This window comes from Pseudomonas sp. AU11447 (assembly GCF_001672555.2).
Classification (GTDB): Bacteria; Pseudomonadota; Gammaproteobacteria; order Pseudomonadales; family Pseudomonadaceae; genus Pseudomonas; species Pseudomonas nitroreducens.
Map to the genome: position 1 here is coordinate 12148 of NZ_LZDG02000042.1, position 22153 is coordinate 34300.

The following is a 22153-nucleotide window of genomic DNA, read 5'->3' on the forward strand; positions in this document are numbered from 1 at the left end:
GGTCTTAGGGATATAGAACAGCTCACTCAGCACCAGCAACCCTATCCACGACATCACCTGTTCCATCTCCGCTAGAAAGCGCTTGCACCGGATCTGATTGCATTCCTGTGTCTCGAGCGTCACTACGCTGATCGTAGCAACCGTAGCCCACAACACCGCCACTAAAGCGCAGAAAACTCACAATCTAGTATTCACACGAAATTTTTTAGGGATATAATCCCGACAACCGAAACAAGAGAGCCACCCCATGCCCCATCGCCACGCCACTTCCATCCCTGACCTTCTCATCGCCAACGTACCGCGCGACCTTGTTATGGGCGTCGAAGATGCATTCGATGCAGGAGCAATGCGTGCCTACCTTGCGACCAAAGATCTCAGCAAAAAGCACCGCAAGAATGCCTTGGGGCAAATGCGTCACTTTCATATGAACGAGCTCTTCAGCGAAGCGCTATTGGCCGCAGGCGCAGAGCATGCTCCGCTCCAAGGCAATGGTGTTGTGGTGGGGCAAGCGGGTATGTTCAAGTTCAGCCGGGTGAACATGTCTTCAACAGTTTGGAACAACGCTAAGCGCAGCTCCATCCGCCGCAAGCTCTCTGAAGCGAACCAGGCCATGACGCATTTGGTTCAGCCGTCACTGTTCACGCCTGAAACAATTACAACTGGCACATTCTTCTTCGTCGCATGCTTCAGTGGCTCGCTGCACCACCAGCCTGAGCAGCCTATCCAAGTTTTTATTGCCGTGCCCGATGCAAAAATGGAGGGCTGGCTGTTTCGTGAGCCCCTCAAACAGTTCCTGGCCCGATACGATGAAGTACCGCCGCAGGTCGACCGCGTGACGCCGACACTCAAAAGCGGTGCGCTCAAAACAGGGCAACAGGCTGCATCATGAGTCGTGGAATTACAGATTTCGAGCCCGAGCGCCTAATTCAGGTGCTCGCTGCTCGAGGGCTCTCTCAAGTTGAGTTGGCAGGCTTGGTAGGGGTCTCCCCTGCCACGATCAGTAAGTGGAAAAACGGACAACAGGCTCCGGAAGCAGAGGCACTTGCCAGTTTATCTAAAGCGACGGATGTAAGCCCCGAGTGGTTCACGAGGCCGCTTCCAGAAAGATGCTCACTGCCGCTTTATCGTAGCAACGCCTCAGCTCTTGCAACTGCCCGAGCAAAACTGGGGGCTCGCCTTGAATGGGCTCAAGACATTGCTTTGGCGCTTAGCGAGTTCGTCGACTTTCCAGACGTCAACCTGCCTATCCGATCTTTTACCGACCCCGAACAAATCACCAACGCTGATATCGAGCAAGCCGCTTGCGAATGCCGAGACCTCTGGGGGCTGGGACGCCGTGCTATTCCGGACCTTGCCATGGCGGTCGAGGGTGCAGGCGTGATCCTGGTTCGAGAGGAGACAGGAATTGCCACTATCGAGGGCCTCTCTGCCTGGAGCTCTGCCTTGCAGCGACCTATTGTTCTGCTATCGGCAGACAAGAGTAATGCCTTCCGGAGCAGGTTCGATCTTGCTCATGAGTTAGGTCACCTCATTCTTCACAAAGGCATAGAACGATCTACAGACCCTGATCGCTACAACCTGATGGAGAATCAGGCCCACCGTTTTGCCGGGGCGTTCTTGCTGCCCGCAGACAGCTTTGCTGCTGATGTAAAAACCCCAGTCACGCTCGACAGCCTGCTCCTTCTGAAACAACGCTGGGGGGTATCAGTTGGCGCCATGATCATGCGTCTGTTTGCGCTGAGAGTCATCGATAACAATGCGAAAGCCCAGCTCTTCAAACGCCGCTCAGCCCGTTGGGGTGCAAAAGCAGAACCTGGTGATGACGGACGTACTCCAGAGCAGGTTCGCCTGCTCAAACGTACGGTTGAACTGCTTGCCTCTTCTGGCGTCATGCCGCTCGAATCAGTTGTGGGCTATGTCGGCCTGGGAGCCAAGGATGTCGAGATGCTAGCGGGGCTGCCCAAGCACTATCTTTCTGGACAATCTGCCGTAGCACACCTGGCAAAATTGAAAAGCGCGGTAAGCAGAGCGCCGGCCGGTGATACCCACGAAACGGCGGTAGTGCTGCCTTTCAACAGAACAAAATAATCGCCTGCTCGGGCCACCAGCTCGTGGCCCGAGTCAGAGACCATGAACGCCTATGGCTTCAGAAAAAGCAGGCGCACTGAGCAGATGACGATTGCTCAACAACCTGGCTGAAGCATCGGCAAATCGACTCCCCCAGATTGCAAAAAGGAATTGCCCCTCCCGGTCATGGGGCGAGAGCGAATGATTAGGAACCTCCGTTTTCCCTGGTGGGCCAGATGGCTTCCTGTCGACGTTCAATCAGCCAACATTTCAAATCAAGGCATTGAACTCGTCAGCCGAAAAGGCCCTCAGACAATCGACTGGGTAATGATTGAATCCATGCCTGACAAAGGGCATGCCTGGTTTACTCATCATGTGTCTGTCCACCTCCCTAGTGGGGCTGTGCGTCTCTATTTTGGCAGCAAAGCGCATCGTGATGAGGCCTGGGTACAGATCGTAAGGGCCTGGTACACCCCACGAATCATCGGCATCAAGAATCACATGGCGCGATTCGCCCACTCGCTTCCCAGGGAAGGCTATGTACGCTCATCCCAGTGGCAACCTATCGCTCAACAGATCCATTCCTTGCGCCCGCAACTGCCACCAGCGCCTCCTGAAGGTATTCTTGAATCTGAGCAGAGTAACTTCCTACGTGCCACGATTGACTTCGTTCAGACACCGGATGCATGGCTCAAGAACTCTCGCGAGCGATACATCCAGCAGACTCTGTCGCGTCACCAGAAACTCTTCGATACCGTAGAAAGCAAACCGCTCTCGCCAAAACAACGAGAGGCATGCGTTATCGATGAGGATAACAATCTGATCCTTGCGGGAGCGGGTACCGGCAAGACCAGCACGGTGATCGGCCGGGTCGCATTTCTTGTGCAAAGCGGCCAAGCGCGGCCGGAAGAGATCCTGCTGCTAGCCTACGGAAGCACAGCCGCTGCTGAAATGAGGGAACGGCTTGAAAAGCGCCTTGGCGTAAAAGGTGTCACTGCCGAGACCTTCCACGCTCTTGGCCGCTACATCGTTGAATACGTTGAAGACAAAGAAGCATCTGTTAGCGCAATGGCGAATGACGCCGTACTCAAAACAAAGTTCGTCGACCAGACGTTCGAGCGCCTTCAGCAAGAAGACCCTCAGTATCGACAACTGCTGCTCACATACTTTGAACACTGGCTATTCCCCGCCAAAAACCCATTCGATTTCAAGACGCTCGGCGACTACTACCAGTTCCTCAACGACAATAACGTTCGCACCCTCAAAAGCGAGAAGGTAAAAGGTTTTGGTGAATGCGACATCGCCAATTTTCTATTCAAAAATGGGGTCGAGTACCAGTACGAAGCGCTCTATAAAACCCCTGAACAGTCGAGAGAGCGAGGCCCCTACAAGCCAGACTTTTTCCTACCTGACTATGGGATCTATATTGAGCATTTCGGCATCGATGAGCAGGGCAAGACGGCGCCCTATATCGACTGCAAAAAGTACCACGATGACATGGCGTGGAAGCGGAAGGTTCATGGGCTTGCAGGCACACCTCTGATCGAGACCTATCATCACCAGAAGCAGAAAGGTACCTTGCTAACGGTCCTTGAAGAGAGTTTGCTCAAGGCTGGTGTAACCCTCAACCCGCTGCCTCCTGAAGCTGTCCTAGAGACGCTCCGGGAATTCGGGGTAATCACTGAATTCTCGAAGATACTGACGGAAATGCTCGGCCTGCTTAAAGCGGCCAACTTGTCTGAGCAGGAACGAACAAACCTGGCTCGAAGCTCGCCCCAAGTCAGCGCAGCATTGGATCTGCTGACTCCAATTTCTGAGGCCTATGAGCGGAAGCTTCGCGAAGACAATCAGGTCGATTTCGACGACATGATCAACAGAGCTACAGCCTACCTTCTTAGCGGGAAATTCGATGTACCTTGGAGATACATCGTCGTTGACGAGTTCCAAGACATCGCCAAATCCCGAGCACAACTGGTTCAGATGCTTCGCGAAAAGCGCGGAGACGTCTCACTCTTTTGTGTTGGGGATGACTGGCAATCTATCTATCGTTTCACGGGCAGCGATATCAGCTTCACCTCACGGTTCAGAGAGCGCTTCGGTCCTACCTCAATCAGCGATCTGGATAAAACATTTCGATTCAACAGCAAAATTGGTGATGTCGCCAGCCGCTTTGTCATGCAGAACAGCAGTCAGCTGACCAAGCAGATCACGTCACACGAAGCCGCAACGGATCCAACAGTATCATTACTGAGAACGGAGAAGAGCACCGAGGACGCTAGGTACCAGGTCGTTGATCGAATCCATCAAATAGCGCCCCCAAACTCATCAGTCTATTTCCTTGCCAGGTTCACACACGACCTACCCGAAAATGATGAGCTGCGTCGGTTCAAAAACCTCTTTCCCAATCTGAACTTTAAAACCGACACAATTCATCGGTCGAAGGGCAAGGAAGCCGATTATGTCGTGGTGCTCGGCCTCACCAAAGGCAAATATGGACTGCCCTCTGAAATCGTTACGCACCCTCTAATTGAGGCATTGCTCCCTGAGCGTGAGGCTTACCCTCACGCGGAAGAACGACGACTCTTCTACGTGGCGCTGACCCGAGCAAAGCACAGGGTTTATCTGCCGTGTGATATGCGCAAATGTTCGCCATTCGTACAGGAGCTCGTCAAGGGTGAGTACCCGCTAGATCTCGATGAGTTTGCGGTCAGCGACGAACAGCTTCATGCGCTAGAGGCTAATTGTCCGGTATGCAAACTAGGTTACCTCGTGGCTCGCACGAATAAAAACTCCGGTACAGTCTTCATGGGCTGCACAAACTATCCACGCTGCGAGCACACGGAGAATAGCTGTCAAAGGTGCAATTCCCCAATGGAGACGGTTGGACGATTTAGACAATGTGTCAAAGCATCCTGCGGCTGGTGGATACCCATCTGCCCCTTAAGCGGCGGTGAAATGTCTTACAAGCAAGCATTTAAATTCTGGGGATGCTCTGATTACCGCAGTAATGACCCTAAATCTTGCCGGCATAAGGAATATGGGCAAATAGGCGCGCCTCCAGCGCGACCTCAGAAAATGTGACGGTAATGCTTATATCGAAACGTGAGGACGTTGGAGCTTGGCTCGAACGTACTTGGCTAAGGAATCTCATGTTTGAGACCACGCTGAACTCGAGTCAAAAGCTGAAGTACTCGATGTTTCGCGAAGATCCCGCAGCGCAATCTTAGCCTTAATCCATTCCTGCACCTCAGGTTCAACCCAACCGACGCTACGGCCAACTAGCGGAACAGGTTTTGGGAATTCGCCTGTGCCAATAAGTTGGTATATTGTGGACCGAGCAAGGCCTGTCATACTGATGACTTCTCTCAGGCGCATTATTCTCATAAAAACTCACCTACACCATGGGGCTCCAAACAAGCTTCTGGCCTGTACCTGCCAGTGCAAACCAGATCGAGCACTCAAAAAGATTGAATTTGCCCCAATTAGAAATCGAATACCACACGACGGATATTGTCAGTCGCGCCAGACGCACACTGGCACAAGGGATCATTGCTCCGCCGCCCACAGCCGCTACAGGGGGTATAATAGAGTTGCTCCCGTACCTGCAATGGCGTGAGCTCATCCCGGGTATAGGGTGTCATCTTCTGCACTTCATGCAGATATTCACCGGGAACTAGGGATTTGTCCTCACGCAGAGCCAGATTCGACCGAAGCAACAGCGCCCCCTTAAGGTCGCAGAATCTCCGGCCTTCAGGCTTTTTTAGTGCCGGGTCCCCCGGCTGCCCAATACCCTTCAGTCCTCCAAGACTCAATCCGAACTCCAGGTTATGGATTTCGGTTGCATCCTGATCATTAACAACAGTCGAGCACGCCTCGACCTGCAGAATCAGGTTCTCATCCACCCGCATATCCAGCTCAACACGCTCGAATAAACGACCGCTCCGTTCATCCACCTTGACGCTGAGACTGGCCAGATTGTTGCGCGGATCACTGGCCTGTACATGCCGTCCATGCCGGCGGGCAGGCACCTCCAACTGGATCTTCGCCACGCCATCACGAGGATCGGTGCAGTAGAGATTGAGTCGTTCGGCTTGCTGAATCGCACCTTCGCGGGGCATCACCGAGCCCGCCTTGATCGCAACATGGCGGGTATCGCGCGCCAGAGCCAGCTCGATGTTCTTGGCCAGCAGCAGATCAGCCCGGTCATGGGCAATCCAGGCGGCGCCTTTGGAAATGATCAGTTGCCCTTCTTCCGATACACACAGCCGCTGCGGCCCGAACATTTCCAGCAGACGAGTCTTGATCAGCGGCATATTTACCATACCGCCAGTGGCCAGACACAGGCTGATATCTGAGACCTCGAACCCAACCGACCTCAGCAAGCTGCCAATTATTTCTAGCCCCTCGACCAGCTTGCCGCTGACGATGTCCTCCAGCACTTCGCGAGACAGCTGATAGACAAGGTCGGGATCGAGGCCAGCCTGGTTGATACGGAAGTAATCAGGCACGTAGATCTGCGCCTGGCTCAGGCTCGAAAGATCGATCTTGGCTCTCTCTGCACGCGTCAGCAGCTTTTTCTGGGCATCTGCCGCAACATCTACACCTTCAAGAGCCGCATGCTGGGCACAGTGACGGCGCACCACCTCATGCATAATCGACTCATCGATCACATCACCGCCCAAGTGACTGCAGCCATGGTTGGCGATCTGCACCAGATAGCCATCGACCAGTTGGCACAGGGTCAGATCGAGCGTACCGCCCCCCCAGTCGAACACCAGCATGTACTGGCGATCCAGGCGACGGATCTCGCTGGCAAAGTCGGGCAGACCGCGCAGATGTCCGTAGAGTGCTGCCAGTGGCTCATGGACGAACTGATCGATGGTGACACCCGCCAGGCGAAACGCCTCGCGCAAGTCACGACGGCGTTCACCACTCATGTCGACTGGAATAGTCACCACCGCGCGACTGTAATCCCCCGGCCGCTCATCCCGGGCATGCCCGGTTACATAGCGGACGATGTCGGCCACCATCTGCCGCGGGCTACGACTCACACCATCCACATGCACCGAATGCTTCCCGAGCAAAGTTTTCGGTGAGCGCACCACGTTGCCGATCACCCCAAGTCCGGAGCTAGACAGTCGACCTTTGGCATCGTGCCCGACGACCACTTCGTCGCCGTCATAGCACACCACCGATGGATGAGGTGAGCCACCATTATCCTCATCCACGTAAGCGATGCAGCGGTCACCCTCGACCACAGAGATCAGACTGTTGGTCGTGCCAAAATCAAATCCATAGATGGCCATGTTTACCTGTCCTTGATCCGACCGATTTCCTTGTTCAACTTCTCGACCACGCTCCCCAGGTACTCACGGGCGACAGTCACTTTGGGCGGGTCCCGATCCAGCGCAATCAGGACATCCTGAAGGATTGGCATCTCGCTATTCAGCACACGCAGAACCTGCCCACGCAAACGCGACAGATCATCATTGGAGTGCACTTCCTGGATACGCGACTGCTCCTGAGCAGCCCCCAGTTGCGCCTGGAGCTCGTTCAACCGAGCAGTCTTGTCGGCAAGCTCAGCCTCGCATGCTTTCAGCTGTTCTTCAGCCAGGCTCTTGGCTGCGGCCAACTGGCGCATTTCGCGCTCAAGCTGATCAGCTCGACCATCGGCCTGCTGAACCATGCGCGCCTGATCATCCAGCAGCCAAGCCAGACCCGGCACTTCCGCGAACGGCTGGCTGGCGAGAAGGCGAACCAACCCATCACTTTGCTCACGCTGCAGCGGATTGGGGGCAAGTATCGATCGGCGCAGCATGCCTATCAGTTCGCGGGGAGCGATGCCTTGATAAAGGCGCCACTGGCAGGCGAGATAAAAGCCGCACTCCAGGCGTCTCTGCGCCTTTTTCTTGTCCGGAGCCGGCACTTCGGAGGCAGCCACCTTCTGCATGGCCTCCCGAACATCGTTGGCCATGGCCTCAAGGCTCAACCCATCATCCGAAGTTCGGGGCAACCAAGACTCCAGGGAATATTTGCCCTGCCCATTTACCCGCCGCCCAATGTCGGCGGCAAAGTAGCGCAATTGCTCCTCGACTCCCCGATACCCATTCAGGTCTGCAGCCAGCAGCATAAGGTTGAGGCTTTTCTCCAGGGTCGGATCGTTCTCTACTGCAAGTGCCAGCAGCTCGTAGCGCCGAACCTCTTCGATTCTTGCGTTTTTCGCTAGCTTGCGCAGCGTTGCATCTGCCAATGACGACTTGGTCTTGCCAACATAAAAGTACTCAAGGAAATCAGCCAGGCTCTCAATCTTCTGCTGCTCCTTGTCTTTCGGCTTGGATATGGTGGCTGCTTCCGGAGCGGCCTCGGCTACTGCTTCACGGGGCTCAGCTACGGGCACTTCCGGCACAACCCCGGTGGCAACTGGCGCGGCCTGGGTAGCTTCTGCTGAAACCTCCTGAGCCGACACTTCCTGGCGTCTGGCAGGCTGAAGCATCTCCTTCGCCCCTGTTTTCCGGCTCATTACAGGTACGCTACCAAGCTTGCTCATCTTGTCATTCATTGGTTCATTCTCTCTAACACCTGCTCGGCATAGCCGGCAAAGATCGCATCATTCAGCAAGCGGCGCGCCATCTGCCTGAGCTCATCTGTCGACCGGCAAGTGCGTCCCCACTCCAACCAAAGCACCAAGGTCTTAGTACGATCTTCTGCAGTCCAGAGTGAACTGGCACTGATCTGCTGCAGTTCATCCAGCTCCCTCTCCTGTCGCTTGCCCGACAAGGCCATCCAACTCAAGATTCGATCGGTAGCATGATCAATCGGCAAGCGCGCCTGAGCCTCCTGCCGCGCCACCACACAGCCTCTCCCAGGTTTTCCGGCCCAGCCTGCAAAACGGCCGGCTGCATCCGCCAGCGCTGGCGCATCAGCTTGGCTAGCAGGCTGTACGAATCCATTGAACGAAAAGTTGATGATGCCGCGCATCGTGCGGGCCAGCGGCCTGTCCACATGGCGCAGGGCCTCCAGCGCACGATTGAAGCGCTCCTTGTATTGAGCGTGACTGAGCTGCGTGCCACCCCGCTGGTCCTTGGCCAGCACACCGTAGAGATATTGGCAAACCCCTTCCAAATACTCATTGGCTGTCTTGAGTGGCTTGCAAGCTTCGGCAAAACGCCGGACATCATCGACACTCAGTTCGTTATCCAGAAAAAGCGTATTGAAAATGTCTTCGAGGCGCTGCAGCTCCGCAAGCTCCGGAATAGAGAAACGCAGTTCAAATCGCTCAATGGCGTCTTGATTGCTGAGCTCCAGGACATGAAACCCCTGCCGACACTCAGCCAGTGTCTGAAATAGCTCATCCGAATCCATCATCCGCCCATTCAGAGAGATCCTGTGGCAACTGCCCAGCAACCAATCCTTGGCCTGGACAGGTGTATGGATAACGGTTTCGCTGTTGCCCAGCGGCTGCCCACGCAGCAGGAGTTCCGGCTTACGGTACGGGTGCGCCGTGAAAAAGTGGTCACGGCGCGCCTGAACACTGTCAAAGTGCGCCGAGCAGCGCGGGCACTCGTAGACTATCGGCAGCAACACCACCGGTGGCGACTCCGGAATGCTGACGCTGCCGCCAGCGTTACCAGGGTCGATAAAGCTCAGATACCAGGCCATCCATTTCCCCCATCTAAGTCACGCTGTTCTACTTCACCAATTCCATCAGCTTTCCATACCCATCCACCACGTCGTACCTCACCTGCTCCGACGTGATCTTGGCGAAGAACTTCCGCGCGCAGGCTATTTTCGAAGCCTCAATGGCGCGCAAATCCAGGGTGGACATGGAGCCTTTAGTCTCGGCAATGAAGTAGATGTGCTTCACCTTGCCCTCGTTGAAGGCGATGGCCCAGTCCGGGTTGTAGTTACCAACCGGGGTCGGGATGAAGAAGCTCTTCGGCAGCTTGGCGTACACCACCACTTCGGCACTGGCATCCAGTTGCTCGACGAACTTGCGCTCGTTGGTCGAGTCGGTGAACACGTAGTCGTAGATGTGGCGCTTGGCCTCGAATGCGTTGCTGAAGTCGTCTTTCAGTTTATCGGCCGTGAAGATGTCCGAGCTGTGAGTCTCAGCCACCGGGTCGTAAGCAATATGTTCGACGATGGCCGTGGCCTTCTGCTCATTGATCAGCGTGGCGGCCCTGGCGATGAAGTCTTCAGGGTTGGTTCTGTACTGGCTGAACACAGCAGCATTCAGGCCCTGCAGGATGCGTGCGATGGTACGGCGCGTCAGCTGGGTGGCCTCGGCCAGGTTGCCAAGTAGGTCGTATTTCACCGCCGAATACACAGAGTTGGTGTAAGTCTCGGTGGCCGTTTGCGCCAGCTTGAAAGCCTCACCCCGCTTCAGTTCGTCGAAGCTGGCGTGCTCCTTCTGCGTGCCGCGCTCGATGATGTACTGCATGGGTTTTACCCGCAGTCCCTCATCCTTATCGTTGAGAGCGGCAATGCATTTGTCGACCAGCTCGTCGGCCTCGAAGTTGACGGTGTACGCGGCCTTGCGATTGATCTTGCTCCACAGTGCCTGGAACTCCTGGCGCTCGAAGTTGGCGTTGAGGGGATTTACCTTGGTCTTGCGGCCGTCGCCAATGTGCGGCAGCTGCGCCTCGCTGAACACACTGTCGATCAGCTGAAACACCTGCTGGGCATAGGGCTTCAGCTCATCAGGCAGCTCGGCCAGCTGCTCATCCTTCTTCGCGGCGTGGTAGGCAAGCGTGATCTGATCGTTGTCGTCGGTGTAATCGTTCTTCAGCAGATATTTGTAGATCTGCTTGGCCATTTGCGGCGTGACTTCCACGTCGCCGCTCAGGGTCTGCAGAACCTTGCCGGTGAAGTATTTCTCGTTGGCTTCGCGCGGCCTGGCCGATAGCGAGTCACTGATGTCCTTCTGCAATGCACCGACGAACTCCCTGTAGCTCTCGCTGGCCACCACGGTCAGTTCGTTGATGTCGTGAACGGTCGCCGGGTAGTCCATTCGGTCGCCGTTTTGGTTGACCGAAAGGCGTAGCCCCCGACCGACTTCCTGGCGGCGGGAAATGGTGTTGTCGCTGTGCTTGAGCGTACAAATGACGAAGACGTTGGGGTTATCCCAACCTTCGCGCAGGGCCGAGTGGGAGAAGATGAAACGCACAGGCTCGTCGAAGGACAACAGACGCTCCTTGTCCTTGAGAATCAGGTCGTAGGCATCCACGTCGTCGGTTTCGGTCGACTTCTTGCTGGTGGCCGGGTCGACCAGGCGCTTGCTCTTCTTGTCGATGGAGAAGTAGCCGTTGTGGGTCTGGCTAGCCTGAATCCCCTTCAAGTAACGGTTGTACGGCGTGTCCTCCAGACTCAGCACTTCATTGAGGTAAGCGTTGTACTCCTCCTCAAAGACCTTCGCGTACTCCCCCGGCTGCTCACCGTTTTCGTCGTACTGACGGTACTTGGCTACCTCATCGATGAAGAACAGCGTTAGCACCTTGATGCCCTTGCTGAACAGCATCATCTCCTTCTCGAAGTGAGCCTTTACCGCCTCGCGGATCTGGATGCGACGCATGGCTGGCTCGTCCAGGTTGCCCACGGCTTCACCGGCGACCAGTTCCACACCATTGGTAAAGCTCAGGGTGTCGATCCGAGCATCGATCTCGGCGACCACATAACCCTTGTACTGATCCAGGCCACCGGAGAGGTCGTACAGGTTGTCGTTGCGACCGAGCTTGCGCATGACACGCTTGATGCCGCTGCTCTGCTTGATCTCCATCTCCACCCGCGCCACAGGGGCCTTGCTGGTGGAAACATCGATGCCCTGCAGGAACAGATAGGCATTGGTGCCGGGCAGGTTTTTCACCGTGATGCCTCGCACGTCGATCTTCTTCACCAGTTTCTGGTTGTAGGCGTCGAGCGCATCCAGGCGGTGGATCTTGTTGTACTCGGTCTTGTGGGTGGCCGAGTAGCGTACGATAAACAGCGGATTGAACTCGCTGAACGATTCGAGGGTCTTGGTGCCCTCCATTTTCTGCGGCTCATCGAGGAACAGGATCGGGCGGTTGGCCTTGATCACATCGATGGGACGGCGCGACTGGAAGTCATCCAGCTCCTCGTAGATCCGCCGCTGATCCGCACCGCGCGCGGCAAATGCCTGGACGTTGATCACCATGACGTTGATGCCGGCGTCCGAGGAAAAGCTCTCCAGATTGTGCAGCTGCTTGGAGTTGTAGATGAAGAAGCGCGCCTTCTTGCCGTAACGCTCCAGGAAGTGCTCGGCAGTGATCTGCAGCGACTTGTAGACCCCCTCACGGATGGCGATGCTCGGCACCACGACGATGAACTTGCTCCAGCCGTAGCGCTTGTTCAGCTCGAACATGCTGCGGATGTAGCAGTAGGTCTTCCCGGTACCGGTCTCCATCTCGATATCGAGGTTGATCGGGCAACCGGTTTTCTTGTCGTTTACCAACGCAGCCGACTGCGGCAGGTTCTGCCGACGTTGCACCGCCTGTACATTGGCCAGGAGTTGATCTTGTGCCAGAGCCAGCTCCGCATTGCGAAAACCAGCATCTACAGGCGCGATGGCCGGCTGCTGCTCCATACCAGCCAGGGAGCCCTGCTGCGGCGCCAACGGCACGCCTCCGACACCTGGATCGATGCGGTAGCTCACGCCCGACGATTTGGGCTGGCCGGCAAAGCAGTCGGCGAGTGACTCCACGGCATGGAGCTGGTAGGCCTGCTCCTTGAATTTCAGCTTCATGGCAGGCCCCTTACAGCGTCTTGATTTCGGTCATCGGCGACAGCAGCTTGAACAGTTGCTCGACGTTGATCTTCACGCTGTCGCTGGCAAAACCGTTGTCGCGGAATACCACGCGCAGCGGCTTACGCTCGGCAATCTGTTTCACGAATGCCTCGTCGATGCCCTTGTCAAAACAGGCCACCAGAGCGTTATCGTCTACGAAGAACACCTGCTTTCCGGAGATGGCCTCCTGGCTGATCGGCAGCGCCAAATCCACCCCCCAGTCCAACAGCACTTGGAACAGCAGGTCTTCAGGAGTGCGGTCTCCGCGAATATTGTCGACCTGATCAGAAAGCAAATCTTGGCTGACGGTATCAGGGGTGTAATACACATCCTGCATATTGGAGGTGTCGATTTTCAGGACTCGGAAGCCGAGATCAAGCTCTGCAGCCTCGTCCTGTTTGTGCAGTTCAGCAATGACATTACGAACCCGAGTGAGCCCCATCTCGAAGATTGAGCCGAGGCCCGGCTCCGGCTGGGGTAAAGGTTCGGCAATCTGCACACCGATGAAGCGGCGATTTCCACCGTCTTCGGCGTTCTGTTTTAGCACGGCATGCGCTGTGCTCGCGCTACCACTGAAGAAGTCGAGCACGATACTGTGGTCGTCATGTTTGCCGGCGAGCTGGAGGATGCGCTGCAGCAACTCCACGGGCTTGACCGAGTTGAGGACATTCTCCGTGTGCTGAAAGGAGACGTATTTGAGCAGGGTTTTCTTGGCGTCTTGGGTATGGCCTACTTCTTTATAGAACCAGAGAGTCTGAGGCGTACGGCCTTGTTGAACTTCAGATAGGAACCTTTTGAGTCGCGGCATGTTGTCGCCGCGCTCTCCCCACCAAATTCTATTGTCCTGATCAAGCCGCTTGAAGTTTTCTTCGCTAATCCCCCAATATCGGCCTTTTGGAGGCCCATCAATTATGCGACCAGATGGGCATCTAAGAGAATAGAGTCCAGCGTCATAGCGGTTTCTGGCGGCAAGGTCACTAGATGTCCACGGTCCGCGTGGATCGTTATCTGGATTCTTGTAGCGAGCCACCATCTCCTCTGTCTGAGGTAAAAGATTCGGCGTCCACTGATCTCCTGACTTAGCGTATACAAGCACATAGTCATGGTCCTCTGAAAACCACCGGGCCGAGTTTTTGGGGGAGAAGACTTTCTGCCAGATGATCTGCGCCACGAAGTTCTCTTCACCAAAGATCTCAGCACAAACCTTACGCAGGTTGTCAACCTCATTGTCGTCGATCGAGATAAAGACTACTCCGTCGTCGCGTAGCAGGTTACGGGCAAGCCGCAGGCGCGAGTAGATCATGCTCATCCAGTCGGAGTGAAAGCGCCCATTGGCCTCGGTATTTGCCACCAGGCGGGAACCGCTCGCATCGGTCTGACTGGAACGCGCTAGATAGCTCTCCAAGTCATCTTTGTAGTCATCGTCATAGATGAAGTCACGCCCAGTGTTATACGGCGGGTCAATGTAGATCAGCTTGACCTTTCCTAGATAGCTTTCCTGAAGCAACTTGAGAGCTTCCAGATTATCGCCCTCAATAAACAGATTTTGAGTCTTCTCGAAATTGACGCTTTCTTCACGCGCAGGCCGCAATGTCTTGGCAATCGGCGCATTAGCAGCCAGCAGCGCCTCACGCTTGCCTGGCCAGCTCAGTTGATAACGCTCCTGCACCCCCTCGACAATATGCAAGGAAAGCTCCTGACGCAGCAGGTCGAAATCGATAGCTCTTTTCAGCCCACCCTGGCCATCAGCCGCTTCGGTCACACAACCGGGAAAAAGCTGAGCCAGCTTTTCGATATTCATCTCGGTCAGATTCGGCGAATGCATCTTTAGTTTGTCCACGGGACGTCCTGTTATATCTAGTCGTTGTTCATCAAATGGTGGCTTATGCACTCAGTTGATCGATTTCATTTTTCAGCACCCGCAACTGAGCATTGAGCGCTACCTTGCGGTTGAACTGTTTTTCCTTGTGCAGGCGAGTCACCAGCTTGTTGTACTCGTTCTGCTGGCTGCGCAGCCGGGCCAGCCGCTCCAGCTGTTCAGGCAGGCTTTCACCAACACGGGCAGTTTGAGGCAGCAGGCTGCGTAGCAGCTGTTCATAAAGGCCCTGTAGATCCAGCGCTAAAGGGAGGGGCAGTCGCTCGCCATCATCAGGTAGCCAGGGACCTGCGAGGTAGTCATCGAGCACCCACTTGCCAGCCTCGACCTGGCTGGGTCGCTTGAAAGCGGCCACCATGTAGGTCTGCCGGTCTCGGTGCAGCTGAAAAATGATCGGCAGCGGAATGGCTCGATCGATGGCACGCAGGACATCATCGTCCAGCTCAGTGCCTTTCAGCTCGATATCGAAAATCTGAATCTCCGGCACCTCCGATCGTGCCGGCAGGTTCAGGGTCTCCGGCGCCAGCTTGTAAGCCCAGGTGATTTGCTCAACCTGAGCGACAAACTTGTCGCGCAGCGCGCTGCCGATCTTGCCGTGCTCGTAGATCTTAGTTTTCGGCACTGGCCGACCGACCCTGGCTTGGCCGGGAAACGCGAACAAGGCAGGCTTAGGCCGAGTCATGCCACATCCTGAATGACGATGAAGGTGATCAGCTCGAAGTCGTCCAGGCCGGCAATGGTATCCACCAAAGCGGTGGTCTTGCCGCCACTGAACAGACTATCGATGTCCTTCTCTTCCTTTACTTCGATCATCGAGTGAATGGCCTGATCGAGTAGATTGGAATAGGCCTGCATGTTACGGCCATCGTCGGTGATTTGATTGAAGCGCTGATAGGCCTCTCTGATCGGCTGGCCCCACCCTTTGCAGGCAGTGCGGGCCAAGTCCAGCAGGCGCTTGGCTTCGCTGTAGTCGCTAATAACTCGCCCCTGGTTGTCGATGTAGATCAGATAGTGGGGATAGAGACGGTTCTGCTGGTTGATGTCCATGCCATGATTGCGGTTACGCAGGGTGAAGATCACGCCTGGCAGCAAACCCAGCTCCGGCTGTGCCGGCACCACTGCATGCATGCCGTTGGGCAGATGACTCAATTCGCCGTGCTGCTTGATGTAGTTGAGCAGATCCATGCGAAAATCATTGAGGCCGAGGTCGGTGATGGAGACGCCGGTCTTGAGGTCTTCCATCTCGATTACTTCATCCTGCAAGCGGCGCAGCTGTTCCTTGCGGTAGGCCACGTCGTTGGCTTGGGCATTGAGCACGTTGTCGTCGCCAGTCGCAGTGACATCGGCGATTATCATGCGGTTTTCCACCCGCTCCTTAAGATTGATGTACTCGTCCAAGCTGATATCCGGCCAGTAGTTGACCAGCTGAATGCTGCTGTTCTGCGAGCCGATCCGATCCACCCGGCCAAAGCGCTGAATGATGCGTACCGGGTTCCAGTGGATGTCGTAGTTGATCAGGTAGTCGCAGTCCTGCAGGTTCTGGCCCTCGGAAATGCAATCAGTGCCGACCAGGATGTCGATCTCGCGCGGCTCGTCCGGATATATCGCCGCCTTCTCCTTGGAGCGTGGCGAGAACAGGGTCAGCAACCCCTGAAAGTCATAGGTCTGCCGACTGCCGGGCATCGTGCCCAAGGTGGATTTCGGCGCGTCACTGCCAGTGACCTTAGCCGTGTGCACCTGGTAGTTGCGCTGCAGGTAATCGGCCAGGTTCTCGTACAGGTAGTTGGCGGTATCGGCGAAGGCAGTGAAGATCAGCACCTTCTTGTTGCCCGGGTTAATCGGCGAGGTGATCTTGCTGGCGATCTGGGTTTTCAAGTGTTGCAGCTTGGCATCGTCGGCCGGGGTGACCTTGGACATTTCACCCAACAGCTCGTCGATGAACAGCAAATCTGCCTGCAGATCCTGCTCCCATGAGGGCAGGTCCATATCCTCCAGGCTGATCTGAATTTTTTTGCCAATGCTGATGTCGCCTGGCATCGGCCAGCTGTCCTCATCGAAGTCAGCCTCTTCAAAAGCAGCAGTGACGTCGGTAAACCCTGTTGACTGGCCAGTTTTGTGGAACTGGGCAATCTTATCCAGGGCGCTGCGATGGCTGGCCTGCAGACTTTGCAGGGTCAGGCGGAAAGCCTCCACCGAGCTCTCCAGACGCTTGAGCAAATTGGTGGTCATCAACGCCTGCAGGCTCTTCTCCCGGTCAACCTGCTTGAGCTTGCCTCGCCCACCTTCGACCTGGGTGTCGTACTGCTCCTCGTACTTCTTCAGACGGCTGGGCAGGATGTAGCTCACCGGCGCATACACGGCAAGCTTGAGCAACGAAAGGTGATTGAAGATCTCGTTGAAGCCAATGACATCGTCGCGCTGAGTCAGCGGACAATGGAATGACATCGGCTTGCGGCGCTCCGGGAAACGGCCAATGTCGGCAGTGTTGTAGAAGGTTTCGATGTGCCGACGAGAGCGAGCAATGGTCACGCTGTCCAGCAGTTCGAAGAAGTCAAAATCCAGGCTGTTGAGAATGGCCGCTGCCGTGCGCTTCTCCGGCGGCAGATTGGCCCACGCATTGAACGCCGCCTGAGCGCGGCGAAATATGCTGTCGATGTCTTTCTCGGTACGCAGCTTGTCATTGAGGTTGTCGCTGTCCCCCTCGTAGGCCAAGGCCAGCTGGTTACGCAAATCGCTGAAACGGTTGTTGACCGGAGTCGCCGAGAGCATCAGCACCTTAGTCTTCACGCCCTGACGGATGACCTGGTTCATCAGGCGCTGATAACGGGTTTCCTTGTCCTTGTAGACGTCATTGTTGCGGAAGTTGTGCGACTCGTCGATCACCACCAGGTCGTAGTTACCCCAGTTGACCCTATCCAGCGGCATACCCAGTGAGGTGCCTCGGGTGCGACTCAGGTCGGTGTGACACAGCACGTCGTAGGCAAAGCGATCCTTGGCGAGAATATTGGTCTTCAGGTTCTGATTGTAGATGAGCCAGTTGTCGGCCAGCTTCTTCGGGCAGAGTACCAGGACAGATTTGTTGCGCAGCTCGTAGTATTTGATCACCGCCAACGCGGTGAACGTCTTACCCAATCCTACGCTATCAGCAAGGATGCAACCGCTGTAGGTTTCCAGCTTGTTGATCAGGCCGGTTGCTGCGTCGCGCTGGAAGTTGAAGAGCTTGTTCCAGATCACCGTATCCTGATAGCCGGTACGGTCGTTGGGTAGCACATCCTCGCTCACATCCTCCAAAAACTCTCGGAAGATGTTGTAGAGCATCAGGAAGTAAATGCGCTCGGGTGCGTTCTCCTGATACACCGAAGCAATGTGATCGCAGAGGCGCACGGTGACGTCTTCCAGCTTTTCCTGGTCGTTCCAGATCTGCTCGAACAGGTTGAGGAACATGCCGGTATGGGCTGGCTCATCGAAGCGGGTGACAATATTGGAAAGCGCGTTACCCTTCTGGTAGCCCAAGTCGACCGCAGTAAAGCCCTGCACGGGCATATAGACGGCCTCGGAGCTTGGCGCACGTACACCAATGAATGGTTGCATGGGCGCTTGGCCACGATTGGAGCGGAAGGTAGCCTTGCGCCGTATCCAGTCTGCACACTCCCTGGCGATGGCCTTCTGCGTGAGCTTATTCTTCAGCTGGATCTCGAACTCGCTGCCGGTCAGGCTACGCTCGCGCTCAGCCTTGGGAATGTGGAACTCGCGCTGTTCCTTCTTAAGCTTGTCCGTCGCCTCGTTGGGCACAAAGGTCGGCGAGGTAAAGATGAACTCCAGGGAGTCGATGCTCTCAAGCTCCCGCCTGAGCGCCACGTAGGCGTATATAGAGAAGCAGGATGCGGCGATCTTCAATTTAGCACCTGGCTTGAGCGCCCCCTTGAGACTCTCGCCAAGCAGCGAATTGATGTTGTCGATCAGCTCCATGAGACACTCCCCTACCCTTGTTGATCCGCGCCATCCTCCGCGCATCGCGTAGGACGCTGATAGCACTCCGCCGTCTTGACCGATCCTAATCCCCCATCGCTTTCAAGCCAATCTCAATTGGCAACCAATTGGCAACCAGAACGGGCACTTTTGGATCAGCCACGAAAAATTTCAGGCATAAAAAAATCCAGCCACCGCTAAGTGGCTGGATTTTCTAGGATTTTTTGGTCGGGACGGAGTGATTCGAACACTCGACCCCTTGCACCCCATGCAAGTGCGCTACCAGGCTGCGCTACGCCCCGACGTTGCTTTCGAGTTCCCTCAGAAGCGGATCGCACTATACCCCAAGCATTTGCTTTGGAGAAGTGCTTTTTTCATTTTTTTCAGTTACTTGCGCAACACATGCAGTACATCTTCCAATTCGGCGATCATCTGCCGGATCAGTTGCTTGTACTGGGTGGCGTCCTCGCGGGCTTCGTCGCCGGTAAGGCGCTGGCGGGCGCCACCGATGGTGAAGCCCTGGTCGTAGAGCAGCGCGCGGATCTGGCGAATCATGAGCACGTCCTGGCGCTGATAGTAGCGCCGGTTGCCCCTTCGCTTGACCGGGTTGAGTTGCGGGAACTCCTGTTCCCAGTACCGCAGCACGTGCGGCTTCACCGCGCAAAGGTCGCTCACCTCACCGATGGTGAAGTAGCGCTTGCCCGGAATGGGGGGCAGCTCGTCGTTATGACTTGGTTCCAGCATAAGCCTCAACCCTGGCCTTCAGTTTCTGCCCTGGACGAAAGGTGACGACGCGCCGGGCTGTGATCGGGATTTCCTCTCCCGTCTTTGGGTTGCGTCCGGGACGCTGGCGCTTGTCGCGCAGATCGAAGTTGCCGAAACCCGACAACTTCACCTGTTCGTTATGCTCCAGCGCCTGGCGGATCTCTTCAAAGAAGAGCTCCACCAGTTCCTTGGCTTCCCGCTTATTCAGGCCCAGCTCTTCGTACAGACGTTCAGCAATTTCAGCTTTCGTCAGAGCCCCCATACGCTACTTCCTTAACGTGGCGTTGAACCTTTGTTCCAGCGAGGCGACGATATTCTGCGTAGTCGCGTTCACCTCGTCATCATTAAGAGTGCGTGATGGATGCTGCCAGGTCAAGCCAACGGCCAAGCTTTTTCTAAGCGGATCAATGCCTTTACCGTGGTAGACGTCAAACAACCTGAGATCCGTCAGCCATTCGCCCGCCGTTTCACGGATATTTGCCAGCACGAACTCGGCCGGAGTATCCAGATCGACGATCAGGGCCAGGTCACGGCGCACTTCGGGGAAGCGCGACAGTTCGCTGAATTTCGGCAAGCGACCCTTGGCCACCTCGGCCAGTACCAGCTCGAAGAGGTAGACAGGGCGATCCAGGTCCAGCGCCTTGGCCAGCTCCGGATGCAAGGCACCTAGATAGCCGACCAGCACGCCGTCCCGTTCGATCTTGGCGGTCTGGCCCGGGTGAAGCGCCGGGTGTTCCGCCGGGGAGAAAGTGAAAGCCTCAATGTTGCCAGCATTGCCCAGCAATGCTTCGACATCAGCTTTCACGTCGAAGAAGTCGACATTCTCACGGCCGTTGGCCCAGCCCTCCGGCTGACGTGCACCGCAGACGACGCCGGCGAGCATGTTTTCCTGTACAAGACCTTCCAGCTGGCCAACGAAGCGCAGGCCGCTTTCGAACAGGCGCACACGGGTCTGCTGACGATTGAGGTTGTGCTGCAGGGACTTGACCAGCCCCGGCCAGAGCGAGGCGCGCATGGCGGCCATGTCGGCGGAGATCGGGTTAGCCAGCATCAGCGGCTCGACACCGGGATGGAACAGCTGGAACACCTTGGGATCGATGAAGCTGTAGGTGATGGCTTCCTGATAGTCGCGAGCGACCAGCAGGCGGCGCAGCGCCGGCAGTTCAGCCTGGGACTCGGACTTGGTGTTCGGCGCCAGGCGTGCCTGCGGGTAGCGCACCGGCAGGCGGTTGTAGCCGTAAAGGCGACCCAGCTCTTCGATCAGGTCGACTTCGATGGAGACGTCGAAGCGATGGCTCGGAACGCCAACGGTCCAGGAATCGGCACCGACTTTCTGGACATCGAACTCCAAGGCAGTGAGCAGACGCTCGATCTCGGTGTTTTCCAAGGTCATGCCCAGCATCTGGGTAACGCGCTCGGCACGCAGGGTGACCGGAGCGACCTTGGGCAGGTCAGCTTCCCTGACTGCTTCCACGATCGGGCCAGCTTCGCCACCGACGATCTGCAACAGCAACTCGGTAGCACGCTCCATGGCGCGACGGGCCAGTTGCGAGTCCACGCCACGCTCGAAGCGGTGGGAGGCATCGGTGTGCAGGCCGTAGGAACGAGCCTTGCCAGCAACGGCAATGTTGTCGAAGAAGGCGCTTTCGAGGAACAGGTCGCGTGTCTTGGCGCTGACGCCGCTGTGCTCGCCACCCATCACGCCGGCGATGGCCAGGGCGCGTTCGTGATCAGCAATCACCAGGGTGTCAGCACGCAGGGTGACTTCCTGGCCGTCGAGCAGGACGAGCTTCTCGCCCTCCTCCGCCATGCGTACGCGTACGCCGCCTTTGATCTCGTCGAGATCGAAGGCATGCATTGGCTGGCCCAGCTCGATCATCACGTAGTTGGTGATGTCGACGGCGGCGTCGATGCTGCGAATGTCGGAACGGCGCAGGCGCTCGACCATCCACAGAGGGGTCGGCTTGCTCAGGTCGACGTTGCGGACGACGCGACCGAGGTAGCGCGGGCAGGCCTTGGGAGCCAGCAGCTCAACGCTGCGCACTTCATCGATCTGCGGAGCGACTGCGCTGACCACTACCGGCTTGACCTCAGCGCTGTACAGCGCGCCGACTTCGCGAGCGAGACCGGCCAGGGACAGGCAGTCACCACGGTTCGGGGTCAGGCCGATCTCGATGGAAGCGTCGTCCAGTTCGAGGTAGTCGCGGATGTTAGCGCCCACCGGCGCATCCGCGGCGAGCTCCATCAAGCCGGCGTTCTCTTCGCTGATTTCCAGTTCTTTGGCCGAGCAGAGCATGCCGTTGGATTCAACGCCGCGCAGCTTGGCTTTCTTAATCTTGAAGTCGCCCGGCAGTTCGGCACCGATCATGGCGAAGGGGATCTTCAGGCCCGGGCGCACATTGGGCGCGCCGCAGACGACCTGGAAGGTCTCCGAACCGTTGCTGACCTGGCAGACGCGCAGCTTGTCGGCGTCCGGATGCTGTTCGGTCGACAGCACTTCGCCCACGACCACACCGTTGAACTGACCGGCGACTGGGATCACGGCGTCGACCTCGAGGCCCGCCATGGACAGACGAGCTACCAGCTCATCACGGGATACCTGCGGGTTTACCCAGCTCCGCAGCCACTGTTCACTGAATTTCATCCTGTTCTCCTAAATGCGTTGACGGTCGTGC

14 protein-coding genes and 1 tRNA gene are annotated in these 22153 nt (G+C 56.5%); 3 read left to right on the forward strand and 12 right to left on the reverse strand.

Going from position 1 to position 22153, the window contains the following annotated elements:
* Positions 1–247: 247 nt before the first annotated feature.
* The 3 genes from A6723_RS12970 (at position 248) to A6723_RS12980 (ending at position 5148) form a co-directional block, all read left to right on the forward strand.
* Positions 248–889 carry a hypothetical protein gene (locus A6723_RS12970; protein ID WP_054911298.1) on the forward strand — a complete coding sequence of 214 codons (642 nt, stop codon included), beginning with the start codon at positions 248–250 and terminating at the stop codon, positions 887–889.
* Entirely contained in the window at positions 886–2088 is a 1203-nt protein-coding gene (locus tag A6723_RS12975; RefSeq protein WP_054911299.1) for an ImmA/IrrE family metallo-endopeptidase, read from the forward strand. The genes A6723_RS12970 and A6723_RS12975 overlap by 4 nt, the downstream gene beginning before the upstream one ends.
* Before the next feature lie 306 nt (positions 2089–2394).
* On the forward strand, positions 2395–5148 hold the full coding sequence (locus A6723_RS12980; protein ID WP_256546899.1) for a UvrD-helicase domain-containing protein: 2754 nt from the start codon (positions 2395–2397) through the stop codon (positions 5146–5148).
* A gap of 66 nt (positions 5149–5214) precedes the next feature.
* On the opposite strand, the gene A6723_RS31250 is transcribed toward A6723_RS12980, so the two are convergent.
* From A6723_RS31250 to pheT, 12 genes are all read right to left on the reverse strand, one after another.
* Positions 5215–5451, reverse strand: a complete 237-nt coding sequence (locus A6723_RS31250; protein WP_082450940.1) for an AlpA family transcriptional regulator — start codon at positions 5449–5451, stop codon at positions 5215–5217.
* 98 nt (positions 5452–5549) lie between these two features.
* Positions 5550–7373, reverse strand: coding sequence for an Hsp70 family protein (locus A6723_RS12985; protein WP_054911263.1), 1824 nt, complete (start codon positions 7371–7373; stop codon positions 5550–5552).
* A 2-nt stretch (positions 7374–7375) separates the two neighbouring features.
* On the reverse strand, positions 7376–8626 hold the full coding sequence (locus A6723_RS12990) for a hypothetical protein (RefSeq protein ID WP_054911264.1): 1251 nt from the start codon (positions 8624–8626) through the stop codon (positions 7376–7378).
* A complete protein-coding gene (locus tag A6723_RS12995) occupies positions 8623–9726 on the reverse strand; it encodes a hypothetical protein (RefSeq protein WP_054911265.1) in 1104 nt (367 codons plus the stop codon). Before A6723_RS12995 ends, A6723_RS12990 begins: the two co-directional genes overlap by 4 nt.
* A 28-nt stretch (positions 9727–9754) precedes the next feature.
* On the reverse strand, positions 9755–12826 hold the full coding sequence (locus tag A6723_RS13000) for a type III restriction-modification system endonuclease (protein WP_054911266.1): 3072 nt from the start codon (positions 12824–12826) through the stop codon (positions 9755–9757).
* A gap of 10 nt (positions 12827–12836) precedes the next feature.
* Positions 12837–14708 carry a site-specific DNA-methyltransferase gene (locus A6723_RS13005; RefSeq protein WP_054911267.1) on the reverse strand — a complete coding sequence of 624 codons (1872 nt, stop codon included), beginning with the start codon at positions 14706–14708 and terminating at the stop codon, positions 12837–12839.
* Positions 14709–14751: 43 nt separating this feature from the next.
* Positions 14752–15426, reverse strand: a complete 675-nt coding sequence (locus A6723_RS13010; protein WP_054911268.1) for a DUF4391 domain-containing protein — start codon at positions 15424–15426, stop codon at positions 14752–14754.
* Positions 15423–18713: a helicase-related protein gene (locus A6723_RS13015; RefSeq protein ID WP_064979700.1), complete on the reverse strand. Its 3291-nt coding sequence runs from the start codon at positions 18711–18713 to the stop codon at positions 15423–15425. The genes A6723_RS13010 and A6723_RS13015 overlap by 4 nt, the downstream gene beginning before the upstream one ends.
* Before the next feature lie 225 nt (positions 18714–18938).
* A tRNA-Pro gene (locus A6723_RS13020) sits at positions 18939–19015 on the reverse strand.
* An 85-nt stretch (positions 19016–19100) separates the two neighbouring features.
* The gene (locus A6723_RS13025) at positions 19101–19457 is read right to left on the reverse strand and encodes a MerR family transcriptional regulator (RefSeq protein WP_015476661.1); all 357 of its coding nucleotides are present in this window, start codon (positions 19455–19457) and stop codon (positions 19101–19103) included.
* Entirely contained in the window at positions 19438–19740 is a 303-nt protein-coding gene (gene ihfA / locus A6723_RS13030; RefSeq protein ID WP_003090661.1) for an integration host factor subunit alpha, read from the reverse strand. The genes A6723_RS13025 and ihfA overlap by 20 nt, the downstream gene beginning before the upstream one ends.
* Positions 19741–19743: 3 nt before the next feature.
* Positions 19744–22122, reverse strand: coding sequence for a phenylalanine--tRNA ligase subunit beta (gene pheT / locus A6723_RS13035; protein WP_054911296.1), 2379 nt, complete (start codon positions 22120–22122; stop codon positions 19744–19746).
* Positions 22123–22153: the final 31 nt, after the last annotated feature.